The sequence below is a fragment of the Wolbachia endosymbiont (group B) of Chesias legatella genome (assembly GCF_964026945.1).
Lineage (GTDB): Bacteria > Pseudomonadota > Alphaproteobacteria > Rickettsiales > Anaplasmataceae > Wolbachia.
In genome coordinates this window covers 413,977-431,818 of record NZ_OZ034711.1, presented here as the reverse complement: position 1 = coordinate 431,818, position 17,842 = coordinate 413,977, and the positions used below count along the sequence as shown (strand labels likewise).

Genomic DNA, 17,842 nt, shown 5'->3' with positions numbered 1-17,842 from the left:
CTAATATTATAGATCTTTAATAGTATAATCTTCCCATTTGTCCACTCTGGGCCATGTACGATTAGTAGAAGAAAATAAATTTATACTCATTCAGTATTAAACAACTTAAGTAATTTGGTCACTTCCAGCACCCAAAACCAGTTAGTGTGAAAACATTTTTTTTAGAATCAATTGGTGTACCATATAAACTTTTCAATATAGTGATTTTGCTATACCATGAAATCAGCTATATTGGTTTACTTTCACTAAATTTACATATGAACCAATTTGCCTAACTTTGTTGCAATGATTTTAGGCTTCCATTTTTACAACCATATTTTTATAGGCTTGTTTTCATAAAGGTAGGTACTTTTTTTGCGTTTTTGGAAAAATGAACATTAAAGATTTTTATGATTCTAATTTGCAGTATGTTTCTGAAACTAAAGTGAATATTAATAATCCTATATAAAATATAAAAAAATACATAATTCTTGATTTTCTCATAGATATAGTTAACAATTAAGCTATATTATTTTAATAAAAAAGTTATGACTTTATGGTGGAAAAAGATATTAGCTGTAGAAAGTGATCCTAGACTTTTAATTGATATAGATAAACAAGCTAACTTAAAGAAAATGTTAGTTCTTTCTTTAAGGGAAGCTATAAATAAACCAGATGTTTCAATTGTTACAAACCTATACGAACATTTTACACAAAAATCTACTAGAAATAGGCGCGAGTACCCTAATTCACAATTCTCAATTATTCGGGAAATATATAAAAATGCCTTTATACTTGTAAGCAATGATATTGCCAAGCTCAATGAAAAAAATCTTAATCAGATCATTAGTAGAAAAGTAGGGCAGATCGAAACAATTTTGGCTATAGTCTCATTAATTGATAATAAACGACTGATAAAAAAAATGTTGAACTTAGTTGAAAAGAATATAAAAAACAATCCGGAAGGGCAGCAAGTTCTTTTAAAGAGTTTAGTTAATATACTAACATACTCGATAAAAAATGAGCGTCTTCAGACCATTAATTATATATGTACAGGACAGTTCTCTAAAAAAAATTTCTGTTCTGTTATTCAAGAAATATATATAAAAGCATTTGCAGATAGCAAAGTAGTAGAAGAGCTAGAAAATAAAATAGAAAAACAAGAAAAATCTGCTAAATATGAGTGGTGGATGGAGTTGAAAAAATATCTTGATTTCAATCAAAAGCTAAATGATTTACAAGAATTAAAAGAAATAGTAAATAAGTTTATTGAAGATTCTGATTATCATAATAAGCTGTGCCAAGATGAAAATTATCCAGCTCTTTCTTATTATAATACAGAAATAGACTTGGAAAGGTTAGAGCAAATAACACGTAAGTTTATTAACGATTCTGGTCACATATCAGAAAAGGAGGTATTAAAGCAAAAAAAGCTTCAAATACCTTTACCAGGGGAAAAGCAATTGGTAGAAAATTTGAGAAAATTAGAAAAAAGAATATCTACTTTCATTCAATCTGTTTATGAAAAAACTGCACATGATGAGCAATATCCAGGCTTTGTTCAGTCCCCTAAAAAGAAAGACTTTATGATACTAGCACAAATAATACATGAGTTGTTTCTTGAGAAAGATGATTTCGAATTTGTAGATAAGGAAGAATTACCTAGTCCATATTTAGAAAAAGTTAAAGAGAAATCATATATTAGAGGGGTGCTTAGCTATTTAACTGGCTTTGTTGCATAACTGTTTATAAAGAGCAGGGAGTGTTCAATTGTATTAAATAAGAGTCTGATATTAGTTTTCAATTCTTCTATCAGTTAATTCATTCCCGTCAGATTAAGTTGTGTTTAGCACAATTTGTTCCACTGTTCTTCATCTAAAATTTCCACACCCAATTCCATTGCTTTTTTATATTTTGAACCTGGATCTTCTCCTGCAATTAAATAGTCAGTTTTAGTAGAAAGGCTTGAACTGATCTTTGCCCCTAAAACTTTAGCTCTTACTTTTGCCTCCCCTCTGCTCATAGCACGTAGCTTACCAGTAAACACTATAATTTTGTTATTCAAAAAAGAATCGCTAGAGTTGGAGCTCACGGGAAGAATTTGCAGATATGCAGTAAGATCATTTAACATTTTAATGTTACGTTCCTGAGAAAAAAACGATTTTAAAGATTCAGCTACTTTTTCTCCTATACCATCTATACCTACCAACTCAACATCATTTGATGACATCGAATTATACCAGTTATCATAAGATACATAATAATTTGCGAGCAATTCTGCTGCAACTTGGCCGATAAATCTGATACCCAAAGAAAATATGAACCTATCTAGAGTGATTACTCTTCTGTTTTGTATAGCACTTAATAGATTAGCTATTGACTTCTCGCCCCAACCATGATGCTCTTTTAAGGAAAACTCTTTTAATCTTTCCTCTAAAATAAAAATGTCTGGAATTTGTCTTATTAGTTCCAGGTCATAAAAAAACTTTATTTGTTTTTCACCAAGGCCAACAATGTCAAATGCATCTTTTGACACAAAATGTTTTAGTTTTTCTACTATTTGAGCCTTGCAATTAAATTCTTTAGGACATCTTACTGCAACTCCTTCAATCTGCACTTTACTACCACATTCAGGACATATGTCAGGAAACACAAATTCAGGCATATTTGCATGACGAGAACCTTCATCTACTTTGACAATTTGAGGAATTACATCTCCAGCTCTTTTAATTGTTACAACATCTCCTTCTCTTATGTCTTTACGTTTTATCTCATCTTGGTTATGTAGACTTGCTCTGCTAACTAGTACTCCGCCAATATTGACTGGTACCAAATCTGCAACTGGAGTTAAAACCCCCGTTCTACCCACCTGTATAAATATTTTATTTAACTTTGTCTTTGCATAAACCGCAGAAAATTTATATGCAAGCGCTGAGCGTGGCGCTTTGTGTGTACTTCCCAGACGACTTTGTAGCACCAAATCATTCACTTTATAGACTATCCCATCGATATCATAATCCAAGTTATAACGATAATCATAGATCTCGTTATAGAACTTTAGCATTCCATTCAAACTACTTGTTAAGAAGCGATGCTCATTTACACAAAAGCCAAGTTCCTCAAGTCTATCTAGTACTTCACTTTGACTTTTCTCTATTCCACCAATTAAAGAATAAGCAAAATATCTAAGAGGCCTTTTTGCTGTAATGTTCGCATTCAATTGCTTTAAAGAACCAGCAGCTGCATTTCGAGGATTAGCGAATTCATTATTTTCATTTAACTTTAAAAAGTCGCTGTTACTGATATATATTTCACCCCTTACTTCTAGTCTTCCTTGCACATCTTGTAAAAACTTAGGAAAGCCTTTTATTGTTGCAACATTGTGAGTTACATCCTCTCCTACAAAACCGTCACCTCGAGTTGCAGCTTTAACAAATTTCCCATCTTCATAAATTGCAGAAAATGACAATCCATCAATTTTTGGCTCACATAATATCTCTATTTCATCTGCAATTAAAAATCTCTTTATTTTAGACAAAAATTTTTCTACACCTTGTTCATCATAAGCATTCTCAAGAGAAAGCATAGGTTCTTGATGTTCCACCTTAGAAAATCTCTCATCAGGCGGAGCACCAACACTATCTTGTGTTGCATAAGCTTCTGGCTCTATTGCAGCTAACTTTTTTTTCAGTTCATCATATTCAGCATCACTTATCTCTGGCTTACTTTTTTGATAATATAAGATATTATGATAATTAATTTGATTTTGCAGTTTTTCTCTCATCTTTTCCAAGTCAGTCATGATACCAATATAATGCTCTTTGTCGTCAAGTCATGAATTTTTTCAAAAGGTACTATAAATTTATACTACTGCCCTGAAAAGCAATACTAATATTAATATAATTTTTGTACTTGTATATTAATGTTAGTATAGTTTTTAAATTAAGGAGTACATTATGAAAGAATACAATTACAAAAATTTGGCTGACGAATCAAACTTCGGCTCTCAAGTGTATCGTGCAGGAATGTTTGATAAAATTCTTGGTATAAGCAAAGCAGCAAAAGAAGCTGCGAATCAAGTAATATCTAAAATGGGTGATGACTTAAAACTAGAAGCTAGAAAAGCAGCTCAAGATGAAGTAAAAAAAATAGAAGGAAAAATGCTAACTTTAGCTGAAGAGAAAGCTAACAAAATAGCTACCGAAAAAGCTAATCAAATAGAAAAAAAAATATCGACTTCAATTGATAAGACAGTAAAGTCAGTAGAAGCAAATGCTGAAAAAGCAGCAAAAAATGCAGCTGAAAAAGCAGTGAAAAAAGTAGGACCAGAAGTTGCAGATTTGCTAAAGCCAGAAATAAAAACTCAGGTAGAAGAAGCAGTAAAAAAATATACTGAAGAAAAAATTGAAAGCCTTATAAAACCTGAAATTACAAGCAAAATAAATGATCTTGTCACTACACAAAGTAAAGAAGTAAGTACACTTTTAGAAGATGAAATGAATAAATTAGTCGAAGATGCACATAAAAATTTGAATGGGAAAATAGATCAGATTAAATGTGAACTTACAGAAGTAAAATCTAATCTCTTAGAAGCTAGTGCAAAAAATTTCCTTGAGAGCGCAAAATTATTGTCTTTTGCTGCACAAGATGAAACATGTGAAAACCAAGATTTAGTGTATTTTTAATCACAACAGGGGTTTTATATAAGGTTTTTATGGGTTTTTTAACCCATAAAAACCTTAGGATAAATGAAGAGAAAAGTATCTGTTAAGTTTCATGGCTACTGTGCAAAATATTGAAGCAAAAAGGTTTCATCCCAGTGCTTACTACCTTGTCATCCCAGTGCTCAGACACTGAGATCCATTGTTCCTTTCTGGATTCCAGTGGGCTTTGTTGCATAGCAGGAAAAAAACTAGCGATTACTGACAAAATTCATTATAAAATGACGATTTAACTGATTAAGGATAAATATGTCACAAAAAATGAGAGTCAGTAACCAAGGTAAATATAACAAATTTCTTCAAGAAAGGGGAAATATTTTTCATTATATCAACTACGCCATTGAAAATTGGCACGAAAATAGACCAAAAGTAGCAGGTGGGAACAATATTTACAGCGATAAAGTTGTGATTTTGGTTCATATAATAACTTATATATTTAGAATTGGCTTGAGACAAACTGTGGGGTTTATAAAAGGATATCTGGAGCAAATAGGAAAAATTTTGCAAGTTATCAGCTATTCACAAGCATCAAAAAAAACTCAATATTAAGATTAATGACTGCAGAGTTAACAAAAACGATATGAAGGATATTGAAATTGCCATAGATAGTACAGTTATCAGCATCTACAATAATATTCCGGACCATAGTAAAGCAAATGGTACAGACAGAAAGTATCGCCGCTATGAGCAAACAAGAAAGCTACATGTAATGCTGGAGATAGGTAGCAAAAAAGTTATAGCTGCAAAATACAGTAGTGGAGTTTATTCCGACCACTTGCGATTTGCTGGAAAAATTTGATGTTAAATATGCTATAAAAGCACTATATGCAGATAGTGCATATGATAGAAAAAAGCTCTATAAGCTGTGTAATCAATATGGCATAAAAACGAAAATCCCTCCGAAAAATAATGCAGTAGAGCATCCAAAGTTAGACTATATGGCTGAGAGAAATTCTGCAATCAAGCTCATAAAGTCATATGATGAAGATGATATAAAGAAATGGAAAAAAGAGATAAATTATGGGAAGAGATCTTATATAGAAAGTTTTTTCTCGCGACTGAAGCAAACATTTGGGTTTAGTTTTAGGAACAAATCTGAGGTTAATCGTGAGAGAGAACTGCTACTCAAGTGTTATTTACTTAACAAATTTACTGAAATCGGCATGGCTAAATTTGAGATAGCTTCATGAATTTATTGTATGTTACCTACTATCCGAAGAGCTATGCAACAAAGCCATTCCAGCGTCACGCGCTGGAATGATACCTATTTGTTTTAGTAGTTCCTTTCCTGTCATTCAAGTAGCCTTTTCTTTTCATTCCAGTGCCCAGACACTGGTGCTCACAAGCAAACTAATCATAGGAGGTATTATAATAAAAAAAACGTTTTCAATGAAACTACATAAAGCAAGTGTCACGAACCGGAATGACACCTATTATTGTTTTTACTTTATATCTTTATTTGTCTATCTTATTTTGCCATTCTGTTGAACGAATACAGGAAAATAAACTGTAATATCTAACTTTGATGCAAGAAGATCAACATATAACACGTAAAAGTTACTGAATCACTTTAGCCATATATAGAATTACTTTGTTAAATATCCTCTACTCCCAGGTTTCATTATAGGTAATTGTTTTAATTCACTTGGCAGTTCTTCCTCGCTATAGTTTTTGATATTTAGTTCAATCAAAGATATTACAGGAAAGGGCAGTTTTGTTTCACTATTTCTCTTTATCAAAGAAGCTTCAGCAACAACTTTACCTCCCTTCTCTTCTCCACATTTTACTGCTTCAAGTGAAGATTTACCTGTGGTAATCACATCTTCAATTAGTAAGATTTTCTCACCTTGTTTAATCTCAAATCCACGGCGTAATTCAAATTTACCATTAACACGTTCGCAAAATATTGTTCGGATTCCAAGCTGTCTACCAATCTCATAACCCACGATTATTCCACCAATCGCAGGAGATAGTATTAAATCTATGGGTTCAATAAGCTCTTTTCTTATTTTATTCGCCAATAGCTCACAAACGTTCATTGCTCTGCTTGGATTTTCAAAAATTTTAGCGCATTGTATGTAAGTGTTGCTGTGCAGCCCTGACGAGAGTACAAAATGTCCGTGCAAAATCGCACCAGCCTCTTCAAATTCTTTTATTATTGTATTATCTAATATCATTCTTGAGTTTGAAATTCTTTATTAATTATCTGCGTTATACAGATATCAGACCACACATTTATTGCAGTTTCAAACATATCAATGATTGTATAAATAGGCAAAATCAATCCCATAATGTACAAAGGAACATTCATTGATACCAAATAACTAGTTGCCATAAAATAGCACCCCATCGGCACTCCAGCGTTACCAATTGCAGCTCCTGTAGCTAAAAAAATCCATATGAACATTTCACTTAAGGAAAATGTGTGCCCATTCATCTCTGCAACAAACATCACTGTGATTAAAATAAATGCAGCACATGCATTCATATTGATAGTTGTACATATTGGTAGAATAAAAGATGACAATTTCTTTGGCACCTTTAGCTTATTTTGCACACAGTCTATAGTTGTAGGTAGCGTCGCACTGGATGATTTAGAAAAAAATGCAAGTGTAAGTGCTGGCATAACTCCCTTCATTGTCTGAATTGGCGATATGCCTTTATACCACATGAGCAGTGGTAAAACCACAAAGGCTTGCACGAAATTTGCAGACATTATGCAAGCAAAATACCAAAAAAGACTATGGAATTCGCTGCCACCTTTTAACTCGTATAAAAAACATGTGATAAAAGACCATACAGCAAGAGGAATAAACTTTAATAACCCTTGAGCAATTCTAAGAAGTGTATCAAATAGTGCAGAAAATATTTGGTGTAATATATCTTGTTTTTCTTTTGAGAGCGAAATAATAGCTCCACCCATCAAAAAAGCAATCAATATGCTGCCAATAACGTTATTTTCAAGAAAAACTTGCACAAAATTTGATGGAATGAGTGATTTTAAGTATGAAAAGTAATTGTGGTTGCTGTCACTCACACTTTCTATTGTGTTACTTATGAAATTTTTTCTTACTGGATCTATAAATAAATAGAAAGATAGCGCAACAAATGCAGCTATAATGGTTGTAAGCAGCGTATAAAACAGCGTCTTCTTAAGTAATACTTTAATTTCAATTGAGTCTTTAAGCCCTGAAATTGTGGACACGATAGATAGAAAAACTAAAGGTAAGCTAATTAACTTCAATAAACTGATGAATATATCGCTAAATAGCTTTGCTACTTCAAATATTACTTCATTGTTTAAATAGTAAGCAATTACCGCAAACAGTATAGAAAAGAGTATTGTGAACTTATGCATTAAAAACAAAACTTCAAATTGATACTATACAACAATTTTTGGAATTAGGTTAAGATAACTTTACAGATGAAGGAAAAATGAGTAACATTTTATTATTGATTAAGTTTTAAAAATATGCCATATCCAATAGATGCTGCATTATCTATAATAGCTGGAATAGGGGGACTTACAGGTTATACAGTAGGTCTTGCATGTTATGCGCTGAGTGTACCTTTATCTCCTCTCATTATAGGCAGCATTACTACTGTTGTCTCTGCAATATTGGCTTCTGCATCCTTTATATTGGTGGCTTTTATGCTCGGTGGTCAATCATCAAATCCAAAGCGAGATTCTATTGTATTGTTTAGTCAGCTATTTTTTCCTCAGGTAGTAATCGGAATTGGTCTAAGTGCAGCTATAAATGCTGTTCCTGGTATAACGCTAGATATAAACTCAGCAGCTAACCTTGGTGCAATAATAGGACTTGCTGTACCAATCCTAACAGTGCTTGCAATGATATATCTACCACCTATAGTTGAAAAAGTAAAAGGAACCTTTTTTTCGCAGGAAAAGAATAACAACCATACTGCATCAAATGATAACAATAAGGACACTTTACAAATAGATAGCGTTGAACAGCCAAGAGATACAACTATAAATTTAGCTACCTAAAACCCTTATCTCCCACTCAAGTTCAATGTTAAATTTATCTTTTACTGCATCTTGTACTCTGTTGCCAAGGTTTTCTAAGTCAAGTGCAGTTGCATTATTGTAATTGAGCAGAAAATTACAATGTTTCTTAGAAATTTTAGCTCTACCGTTACTTAATCCTCGGCAGCCAGACTCATCAATCAGTTTCCATGCCTTGCAGCCTATTGGATTTTTGAATATACAACCAGCAGTTTTTCCTCTTACTGGTTGACTTTTATTTTTTTTATCAATAACTTCTTTCAATCTTTGCAATATAAGCTCATACTCTGAACTTACTCCTTTAAATTCAGCTTCAATAAAAATCCACCTGCCTTTTAGACTATGTCCACGATAAAAATATCCCATTTCTTCACTGGAAAATTCATATAAATTCCCATCTTCTAGATTCACTGCCCTTATAAACTTTACAACACTCGCAATATCACTACCATATGCACCTGCATTCATCTCTATCCCACCGCCAACTGTTCCTGGAATTCCAGCAAGAAACTCAAGCCCACTAATTTGCTGTTCTCCGGCAAAGTATGCAAGGTTACTAAGCAATGCAGCACCACCTGCAACAATGGAGTTATTATCTTTACATTTTATATATGCAAATTCCTTACCTAATTTCACCGTTATTCCTCGAATGCCACTATCTTGCACTATTATGTTGGATGTTGCACCGATAACGCTAATTGGTAACTCCGCATCTTTTATCAAGCACATTAGATCTTCAATGTCACGTGGCTTAAATAGTACATCAGCTTGGCCACCAACATTTAACCAAGTCATTTTAGACATTGAAACATTATAACGGTAGATTCCACATACTTTAGGTAAGCTTATAAGCATTTTGATTTTAACTCTAATCCTGCATCCATACCCATTTTTTCTGCATCTTCTACAAACGAAGTGCGTTCAGTAAAGTATATAACTCTCTCGCCCGCTAACATACAATAAAGATGTAGCATGTTTTCACTCACATATTCTGCTAAAGCTGCAAGCGGTGTAAAGCATGAACCATTTACTGTCTTCATGAAACTGCGCTCTGATTTTGCCCTTATAAAAGACATATTATTATTAATTTTCTCTAAAAGATCGATAACTTTTATATCATTCTTTCGGCATTGAATGCAAATTGCCCCCTGCCCTACTGCGCTTAACATGACTTTTGGTGGCAATACCTCTGTAATTAAGTGATATTTTTTTAATCTTATCAGCCCTGCTTCAGCTAAAATCATTCCATCAAAATTCTGATTTTGCAGTCTAGTTGTCACATTTCCACGCAGTGGCACTACATTTAAGTCTGGCCTGAGATTTAACAGCTGAACTTTTCTTCTTATTGAAGAAGTTGCAATTGTAGCCTGCTGTGGCAAAGTTTTTAGGCTCTTATATTTATGAGAAATAAATACATCACATGGACTTAGCCTCTCTAAAACACAAGGAATTGTTAAGTCCTTCGAGAAAAACGCAGGTACATCTTTTAGCGAATGAACCGCCATATCTATATTATTTTTGAGTAATTCAGCCTCAATCTCCCTGAGGAACAGTCCTTTACCTCCTATTTCAGCAAGGGTTACATTAGCATATTTATCACCAGAAGTTTTGATTTTAATGATCTCAACGGATAGATTAGGAAAAGACTCTAATAATCTTTGTTTTGCTTCCAAAGCTTGGATGATCGCAAGGTCGCTTCCTCTCGTACCTATTTTAACTAGCATATATCCTTCATATTATATGTCTATATTCTATGTCCATTTTTTATTATCTCCAGTTTAGTTATTGAATACTTTATAATTAGTGCATAGTATCACGAACATTTAGTAATCGACGAGTATGTATGTTTGATATTTTAAAAGATTCTAATGGCAGATTTAATAAAAAGAATATTTTACCTCTTGTAGGTGCCACTGTCGCTATTATTCTAACAGCATTAAGTGCAGTAGTAGCAATTCCCAGATTTTCCTCTCATCCTTCTCTATCTAGTCCTCTCGGTTGGAAAGATCCAAGTTATAGTGAATTTCTTGCTATTCACATACCAGCTACCATAGTTACTTTCTCAATACTTGGTTTATGCATTTACCTTCCGATTGATAGCATTAGAAAAAATAAACAAATAGAGAATCTTAAAGCTACCTCTGAACCTCATTCATGGATTTATAATGATATTTTAGAAAAACAAACGCAGACCATCAATTATAGATCAGGGCTTTAGGCGGTCCTAATCTTTTAGGTGCTTGTGATTAGCAACTATTCGGTCTACAATGCACTAATATAGTTTAAATTTATGCCAAACAAGATAATAGTTAAATCTCTTTCAGTGTTACTAATTTTTTTGCTGTCCTTATATATAATACTGCCAAATTTTATTGATAATAAGTTCTTTACCTCAAAAAAGAGAATAAATTTAGGGCTTGACCTGAAAGGTGGATCATCTCTGCTTCTAAATGTAGACTTAGATTTTTACTTCAAAGAGAAACTAAGCATGCTAACCGATGAAATAAAAGAAGGTCTGTTAACACAAAAGATTGAATTTAGCGCAAAAAACGATAAACAAGTGGTTGTAACTTTAAATAATATTGATGATTACAAAAAAGTTTCAACGTTAATACATAAAATAAACCCAAATTTAGAATTGAGTAGAAAAAATACTGCAATTTTCATTTCATATAAACCGCATTATAAGAATTCATTAATCAATGAAGTAGTTTCAGAGTCAATAGTTAATGTTCAAAGACGCTTAGATAAGCTTGGTACTAAGGAAGTAAGTGTGCAAAAACAAGGACAAAATAAGATATTAGTCCAAGTTCCTGGAGTAGAAGACACTCAGCAGATAAAATCTCTGCTTGGCAAAACAGCCAAGCTGGCCTTCCATTTGGCAAACACCAATGTAGCTAAAATGCAAGATATCGATCATGACACTACGATTATGCTCAAGGATTCTTTGGGTAATTCCTACCCGATATTCCGCAAAACTGAAATAGGCGGTGATTCATTAGTTAACGCATCAGTTAGATTTGGCAATTTAGGTAAACCAACAGTACATTTCAAATTCGACAGCATAGCAAGTAAAAAATTTGCAAAAATTACTAAAGAAAATGTAGGAAAGCCTTTTGCAATTGTTTTAGATAACACAGTCTTAACTGTACCAACAATACGTGAACCTATTCTAAATGGAGAGGGAGAAATTAGCGGTAATTTCACTGAAAAACAAGCGAGTGAACTTGCAATACTTTTAAAATCAGGTGCACTACCTGCACCACTTAAAATAATTGAAGAAAAAAACATTGGTCCAAGCCTTGGAGAAGAGTCAATAAAAGCAGGAGAAATTGCAGCAATAATCTCTATCATAGCCGTTGGTTTATCTATAATCATTACTTACGGGAAATTAGGCTTATTAGCGTCTGTTGCACTCGTTTTTAATGTAATCTCTATACTACTCATTCTTACCTTACTTGAAGCAACTCTTACTCTCCCTGGAATTGCTGGAATTGCGCTAACTGTTGGCATGTCAGTGGATGCAAATGTTTTAATATTTGAACGCATCCGCGAAGAAATAAGAGCAGGAAAAAGAACAGCTCGTGCCATTGAAGAAGGATTTAAAAACGCAATAAAAACAATTCTTGACTCAAACCTCACTACACTGATTGCTGCAGGAATAATGTTCATTATTGGTAGCGGAGCAATTAGAGGGTTTTCTGTCACTTTATCGATAGGAATCCTGTGCTCGATGTTTTCTGCAATTATAGTCACAAAACTTCTGATAGAATTGTGCATCAACCCACAAAAGCTAGTACTTTAGTATCTGTTCAGCAGAGTGACAAAATAAGATAGACGAGAAAAGACAACTAAATGGTTGTCATGAAAGTAGCTATCCAGTCTTTTCGTCGTCAAAAACGTTGTAACATGCTCACCAATTTAGTGAGCATAAAACCAACATATTTGTGGAGGAAAAGGAAAAAAGAAACAGAAACCATCTTCAGGCTATCACAAAGGATATGGCCATAAGATTAAAGATATGGATAGATTTATCAAATTTCTGAATGGAAATCAGGATATTAGAATTGAAAAGATATTATTACTAAAAATTAAACATCAAACCAACTTCAATATTATGAGTGGATATATCGTCTGCAATAGGTGTTGGAATATTAAAGTAACGATAGCCGAGAAAGGTTTTAACTTCTGGAATTACTGAGTAATCAACACCAAGCTTTATTTGATAAACAAGCCAAGGAACATTCAGTGGCACTAAATTTTTAGATGATTTATCAATCCTTTTTAATCTAAAAACTGTTGATCCTATACCAAGACCAATATACGGAGCAAATTGAGTATTTTGAACATTAGGGTTATAGTAAAAATTTAATAAGAATGCAGATACACTTGCTGATTTATCAAATACCGGAGGAGAGTTACTATCTTCAATATTGACTTTAGAATACATGGTCTCAAAATCAACTCGGCCATTTTCTCCAGCATAGTAACCTACAGATATGCTGCTAAGCCACTGAAAATCAATTTTACCGTTAAATTTTTTTATGTTTTTAATTTCATCTCCTAAGAATAGGTCTAAAAGAAAACTACCATAACGGCCCTCAGCTAAAGCAAGAATTCTTTTTCCTATTTCACGTATACCCTCCACAAATACTTCTGAGTTATCAGAATATATCTTACCACCGTTAGCACTAACATAGAAATCAAGTTTTTTTGATTTTGCCTTTGTAGGTTCAGCTTGATCTGTAATACGTGGCAACATATTTTTCTGACCAGCTGCTTGGAAAATAGAAGGTGAACTACTTTTAAGTTCTTGATATTTTATTGGTATTTCTCTTTCAGCAACCTCTTCAGAACGTATTACACTTTCATTATTATCTGTTTCTAATTTTAACGGTTGTACTTGCTCAATGTGTGTATTGTTATTGATATAAGTAATAAAAAAATAGACACACGGAATGAAGATGAAAAATAAAGCAATAGATATTCTAATTATCATAAATGAATTATCACTTATAGTATAACTACTATATCATATATTCCTTTAATGTACAAAAATTAAGAAATAATATTTCCAATTAAACAATTATTTTCTATTCCTTTAACATGAGCTTTCACAATACTTTTAGCTTGAACTCTTGATGTAAGTTTTATTAATGCAAAATTTTCTGTTCTACCAATATTATTCTGCTCAACCAAAACGCTTTGCTCAGTGCCGAGCAAAGATTGATAAAAACTGCTCATCATTTCTTTATTTATTTCTCTTAGATGCTTTACTCGTTCTTTACGTACATTCTCTGGTATTTGTGGCATCCGTGCAGCAGGTGTGTTTTTCCGCTCTGAATATGGAAAAGCATGTAGATAAACTACATTTATTTTTTTCAGTAAATCAACTGTATCCTGAAACATTTCATCAGTTTCTGTTGGAAATCCAGCAATAATATCAGCGCCAAATGCTATATTAGGTCTTAAGCTCTTCATTTTATGATAAAATTCTATCACTTGTTCTCTATTGTGACGACGTTTCATTCTCTTTAGTATTAAATTATTACCAGACTGTAGACTCAAGTGTAAGTGAGGCATAAGTCTTGACTCATTAGCTATTAAATCCATTAGTTCATCATCAACTTCAGCAACATCAATAGAGGAAAGTCTTAGTCTCTTTAACTGTGGTATATCCTTTAAAACTCTTCTAATCATTGAACTGAGTGATTGCTTACCAAACAAATCTGTACCAAAATCAGTAATATCAACACCTGTAAACACCACTTCTTGATACCCATTTTCTATAAAAATCTTAATTTGCTCTATAATATTGTTTACTGGCACAGATCGATTATTTCCTCTTGCCTCAGTAATTGAGCAAAATGTACAACTATGATTACAACCATTTTGAATTTCAATAAATGCCCTTGATTTATCTTCAAATCCATTAATGAGAATAGGTTTTACTTGGTTATCACTGACTAAGATTTCATCATTATTTAGTAGATAATTTTCAGCTCTTAGCTTGTCTTGATTACCTAGCACTTTACTTACACCAGGAATATCACTATATGATTTAGGATCTAATTGAACGGCACAGCCAACTACGATAATTTCTTTACTTGGGTCGTTTTTATAGATCTTACGTATTTTTTGCTTCACTTGGCGTTCTGCTTCGTTTGTCACTGCACAGCTATGCACTACAACAACATTTTCTCTCTTTGCTTTTTTTAATGCTTCTTTGATTAACTCACTCTCGTAGAAATTTAGACGACAACCAAATGTTATTACTTCATTCATGCTTTTGCTTTAATAGATCTAAATTATATCAAATATCCAAGCAAAATGACTATTTTTTTGGTAGATATTATAATTTAAGCATAACCTCTAGAGTTGAAAATCACAGGAAGAATTTGTAGATATACAGTAAGATCATTTAGCATTAAAAAAAGCTTAAGGCCAATGATGTTAACCTCAAGCGAATATAAACCAAAAAACATTTTGCTAAACCTTGAAGCTCTACCATGCAAATTCATCTATATCATTTGGTACATAAGTGTCAGAATAAGCTTCATCCAAACTTTCTGCTTTCCATGGAAGCCATGAAGAAGGTTTTATCTTCTCTAAAACTTTACCTGGTATTGATGTTATCTCTTGCTTTACGTCTTCTTTTAATTTTTCTATTTGTAACCGAGCAAAATCTTCCACGCGAACCATGAGTTTATCTGTTAGCTCTTTTATCATGTCTTGATTTTGTTCTGCAACTTTCTTTGTAATAGGTACGACAATTTTACTTATAATCTCTGTTCCTAATGGAACAACGATTTGCTTTGCAACCTGATCACTAACAGGTTTAATAAGGTAATCTGCTATACTCTTTGCTGTATCTCCAGTCAGATTTGTTACTTTTTTTAAACTATCACCAATAATACCATAGTTTTTTTGGTACATCATATCTTCATCAGCAACTTCATATCTTCCTAAATCATCATACATTCCCATTTGTTGGTGAGACAATCCATTTGCATCAGATACATATCCGTATTTATTAAGTGAATTGGAATTAGACCGCATAACATTCTCCTAATTATTTATATATGCCTATTTTAGTATGAAACAACTAACAAAACATTAACTTTTAAGAACTCTTCTCAATTAATACATCAATAAAGGTAAGACCATATAATTTTCTCCTTTCTTGATACTATTCTCCTCCGAACTTAGTTCACACAGTTATTCAGACACTTCTGAATTTACCACCCCCAATTCCACTGCTTTTTTATATTTTGACTAGGTCTTCTCCTACAATTAGATAATCAGTACTCTTATCTGAAATGTACCATATAACTACACCAAGCTACAAATATGACACAAGAGTTTAGATTATTTTAGTTATTCTCTTGTATAAGATACTCTTTATATCAAAAAGAGGACCATATGAGTGAAACAACTTTTTCTGAAAAAAATCAGCTTTCTAGAGAAGACATAGCAGAGTTAACAGAACTTATGTGTCTTGAACGAAGTGAAGTAAGTGAAAGTGGAACAGGGCTATTAGAACTTATAGCTGAACAGGAGCAAATACTTGAGGATTTAGGAATAGAATCAAAAGAGCTTTTATGTTCTCAGCATACAGGAATGTATGAGAACCTTAGTCAGCCCTATTCTACGGATCTCGAGGTTTTATAGCAGATATATAGATTATCATTATTATTGATACCTACTCAAGAGTTGCTATGGCAAACAGAGAAAACTGCAATTACTGCCGCTAATCTTTTTAATATATCTTTCTTTGATGGTGCTATTATCGCGCATTTTGACTGATATGGGCTATGATAAACCAGAAAATCACAGCTATATTTAGGAATTGAGACAAGGCCTCATTTAGGTAAATATTGCTATGCAGACTTTTCTTGATAGCAAGCATATTGCTTTTTAGAAAAATATTAGTAGCATCAAACATAGAGATTGATATTAGTTTTTCTGTCAGATTAAGTTGCGTCTAGTACAACTGACTATGCAAATAAGCTTTGAGATATTTTAATTATTATCAAGGTGAAGTTTCACGTTTTTTATTAAGAGGATCCACATCTGGATCTTCTATATAGTTTTGAGGTTGTTCTTGAAACACAAGACGTGCTCCCTCAAAGTTATACTCCTCACCTTCATATAAAGAATCTTCTTCTTCAAAATTGTGTTCTATTTCTACTTCAAACTTGAATCCTAACTTCTCGCAGAATTTGTAGAAATATTCTTTAATGGTATCAAATAAACTTCTGCCATCAATTTTGTAGTCTCTCAATTTTCGGGGCACAGTAAGTGACAATTTGCCATCTTTATATATCACATCATCTTTCCCATCTTGAGATTCAAGTGTAAATTCCAGTGAGCTGGATAGATCACATACCTTGTCACCTAATTGAACATCACTCTCTTGGGAGAGTATTGGTAATGTCATATCAGATCTAACACTCACATTATTTTGGTCAACATAATAGATATTTATAACTTTTTTAGGTGAGAGTATTTTCAATGAATGTTGGCTAAGTGCAAATTGAGATTCTATAAATACACCAGCTTCATACCCTGCCTGATTACAATTGGTAACCAATTCCTCTAAGATAGAGTCACTTGGAACCTGAGCGTTGGCATATTCAAATATTTCCTTAAAAACTTCTTTTGCAAATGCACGATAACTCTTGTTTTTATCTCCTTCTTTCGGTAATAGATGCGTGTGTTCTTTGCCTAAATCGTAAAATCTTTTAATCTCTTCTTTATATTGATCAGTTTTTTTATCACTAGGGATTTCCGGATCTTCACAATATTCTTCCAAAATCTTATCAAATCCTTCCTTATTTCTGTTTATCAGCGCTTTAATTAAGATTTTGTCTATATTTCTGTCTTTAATAACAAAGTCCATTCTGTCAAAATCTTTATATATAGCTTCACCAGAATTTGCTGCTTTATTATCTCTTGAAGCTCTTAATTTGCTAAAATCAAACTTTTCTGCCTGAGCTTTGAGTGTAACTACTGGATTTTCATTTTTTTCCTGTGTAGAGTTGTTCATTGTTAATACTTTGATATGAATTGCTGATAGTATAATAATACATAAAAATAGTTAATATGTCAATAA

The 17,842-nt window shown here is 32.7% G+C and carries 18 protein-coding genes; 9 read left to right on the top strand and 9 right to left on the bottom strand.

The window, feature by feature from the left end; genetic code table 11:
- Positions 1-527: 527 nt before the first annotated feature.
- Entirely contained in the window at positions 528-1,721 is a 1,194-nt protein-coding gene (locus AAGD65_RS02030; protein ID WP_264683160.1) for a hypothetical protein, read from the top strand.
- Between the two features lie 104 nt (positions 1,722-1,825).
- Here the strand turns inward: AAGD65_RS02030 and ligA are convergent, their stop codons facing one another.
- Positions 1,826-3,781: an NAD-dependent DNA ligase LigA gene (ligA, locus tag AAGD65_RS02025; protein ID WP_264683159.1), complete on the bottom strand. Its 1,956-nt coding sequence runs from the start codon at positions 3,779-3,781 to the stop codon at positions 1,826-1,828.
- A 154-nt stretch (positions 3,782-3,935) separates the two neighbouring features.
- Here ligA and AAGD65_RS02020 point away from each other — a divergent pair, with 154 nt between their 5' ends.
- The 4 genes from AAGD65_RS02020 (at position 3,936) to AAGD65_RS02005 (ending at position 5,890) form a co-directional block, all read left to right on the top strand.
- Positions 3,936-4,664 (top strand): hypothetical protein, encoded by a 729-nt coding sequence (locus AAGD65_RS02020; RefSeq protein ID WP_264683158.1) that lies wholly within the window; start codon positions 3,936-3,938, stop codon positions 4,662-4,664.
- A gap of 285 nt (positions 4,665-4,949) precedes the next feature.
- Positions 4,950-5,249: a transposase gene (locus AAGD65_RS02015; protein ID WP_264683157.1), complete on the top strand. Its 300-nt coding sequence runs from the start codon at positions 4,950-4,952 to the stop codon at positions 5,247-5,249.
- Positions 5,250-5,280: 31 nt separating this feature from the next.
- Entirely contained in the window at positions 5,281-5,499 is a 219-nt protein-coding gene (locus tag AAGD65_RS02010) for a hypothetical protein (RefSeq protein ID WP_341810969.1), read from the top strand.
- Positions 5,456-5,890 (top strand): transposase, encoded by a 435-nt coding sequence (locus AAGD65_RS02005; RefSeq protein ID WP_341810922.1) that lies wholly within the window; start codon positions 5,456-5,458, stop codon positions 5,888-5,890. Before AAGD65_RS02010 ends, AAGD65_RS02005 begins: the two co-directional genes overlap by 44 nt.
- Positions 5,891-6,286: 396 nt before the next feature.
- Here AAGD65_RS02005 and pyrE read toward each other — a convergent pair whose 3' ends face one another.
- Both pyrE and AAGD65_RS01995 read right to left on the bottom strand, forming a co-directional pair.
- Positions 6,287-6,877 carry an orotate phosphoribosyltransferase gene (gene pyrE / locus AAGD65_RS02000; protein ID WP_264683156.1) on the bottom strand — a complete coding sequence of 197 codons (591 nt, stop codon included), beginning with the start codon at positions 6,875-6,877 and terminating at the stop codon, positions 6,287-6,289.
- On the bottom strand, positions 6,874-8,058 hold the full coding sequence (locus tag AAGD65_RS01995; protein WP_264683155.1) for a dicarboxylate/amino acid:cation symporter: 1,185 nt from the start codon (positions 8,056-8,058) through the stop codon (positions 6,874-6,876). Before AAGD65_RS01995 ends, pyrE begins: the two co-directional genes overlap by 4 nt.
- 114 nt (positions 8,059-8,172) lie before the next feature.
- Between AAGD65_RS01995 and AAGD65_RS01990 the strand changes: the two genes are divergently transcribed.
- Complete coding sequence (locus AAGD65_RS01990) at positions 8,173-8,709, top strand: hypothetical protein (protein ID WP_264683154.1); 537 nt, start codon at positions 8,173-8,175, stop codon at positions 8,707-8,709.
- Here the strand turns inward: AAGD65_RS01990 and murB are convergent.
- Positions 8,698-9,582 carry a UDP-N-acetylmuramate dehydrogenase gene (murB, locus tag AAGD65_RS01985; protein ID WP_264683153.1) on the bottom strand — a complete coding sequence of 295 codons (885 nt, stop codon included), beginning with the start codon at positions 9,580-9,582 and terminating at the stop codon, positions 8,698-8,700. The two genes, AAGD65_RS01990 and murB, sit on opposite strands and share 12 nt — an antisense overlap.
- Complete coding sequence (gene hemC / locus AAGD65_RS01980; protein WP_264683152.1) at positions 9,573-10,451, bottom strand: hydroxymethylbilane synthase; 879 nt, start codon at positions 10,449-10,451, stop codon at positions 9,573-9,575. Before hemC ends, murB begins: the two co-directional genes overlap by 10 nt.
- 119 nt (positions 10,452-10,570) lie before the next feature.
- On the opposite strand from hemC, the gene AAGD65_RS01975 reads away from it, so the two are divergent.
- Both AAGD65_RS01975 and secD read left to right on the top strand, forming a co-directional pair.
- Positions 10,571-10,945, top strand: a complete 375-nt coding sequence (locus AAGD65_RS01975) for a hypothetical protein (RefSeq protein ID WP_010405308.1) — start codon at positions 10,571-10,573, stop codon at positions 10,943-10,945.
- A 72-nt stretch (positions 10,946-11,017) separates the two neighbouring features.
- Positions 11,018-12,532: a protein translocase subunit SecD gene (secD, locus tag AAGD65_RS01970; RefSeq protein WP_010405309.1), complete on the top strand. Its 1,515-nt coding sequence runs from the start codon at positions 11,018-11,020 to the stop codon at positions 12,530-12,532.
- Positions 12,533-12,811: 279 nt separating this feature from the next.
- Here secD and AAGD65_RS01965 read toward each other — a convergent pair whose 3' ends face one another.
- From AAGD65_RS01965 to AAGD65_RS01955, 3 genes are all read right to left on the bottom strand, one after another.
- Entirely contained in the window at positions 12,812-13,726 is a 915-nt protein-coding gene (locus AAGD65_RS01965; RefSeq protein WP_264683151.1) for an outer membrane protein, read from the bottom strand.
- A 59-nt stretch (positions 13,727-13,785) separates the two neighbouring features.
- Positions 13,786-15,012, bottom strand: coding sequence for a tRNA (N(6)-L-threonylcarbamoyladenosine(37)-C(2))-methylthiotransferase MtaB (gene mtaB / locus AAGD65_RS01960; protein WP_264683150.1), 1,227 nt, complete (start codon positions 15,010-15,012; stop codon positions 13,786-13,788).
- Positions 15,013-15,231: 219 nt separating this feature from the next.
- Positions 15,232-15,786, bottom strand: coding sequence for a hypothetical protein (locus AAGD65_RS01955; RefSeq protein WP_007301922.1), 555 nt, complete (start codon positions 15,784-15,786; stop codon positions 15,232-15,234).
- 363 nt (positions 15,787-16,149) lie between these two features.
- On the opposite strand from AAGD65_RS01955, the gene AAGD65_RS01950 reads away from it, so the two are divergent.
- Positions 16,150-16,398 carry a hypothetical protein gene (locus AAGD65_RS01950; RefSeq protein WP_019236609.1) on the top strand — a complete coding sequence of 83 codons (249 nt, stop codon included), beginning with the start codon at positions 16,150-16,152 and terminating at the stop codon, positions 16,396-16,398.
- A gap of 361 nt (positions 16,399-16,759) precedes the next feature.
- Here AAGD65_RS01950 and AAGD65_RS01945 read toward each other — a convergent pair whose 3' ends face one another.
- Positions 16,760-17,776, bottom strand: coding sequence for a hypothetical protein (locus tag AAGD65_RS01945; protein WP_264683149.1), 1,017 nt, complete (start codon positions 17,774-17,776; stop codon positions 16,760-16,762).
- Positions 17,777-17,842: the final 66 nt, after the last annotated feature.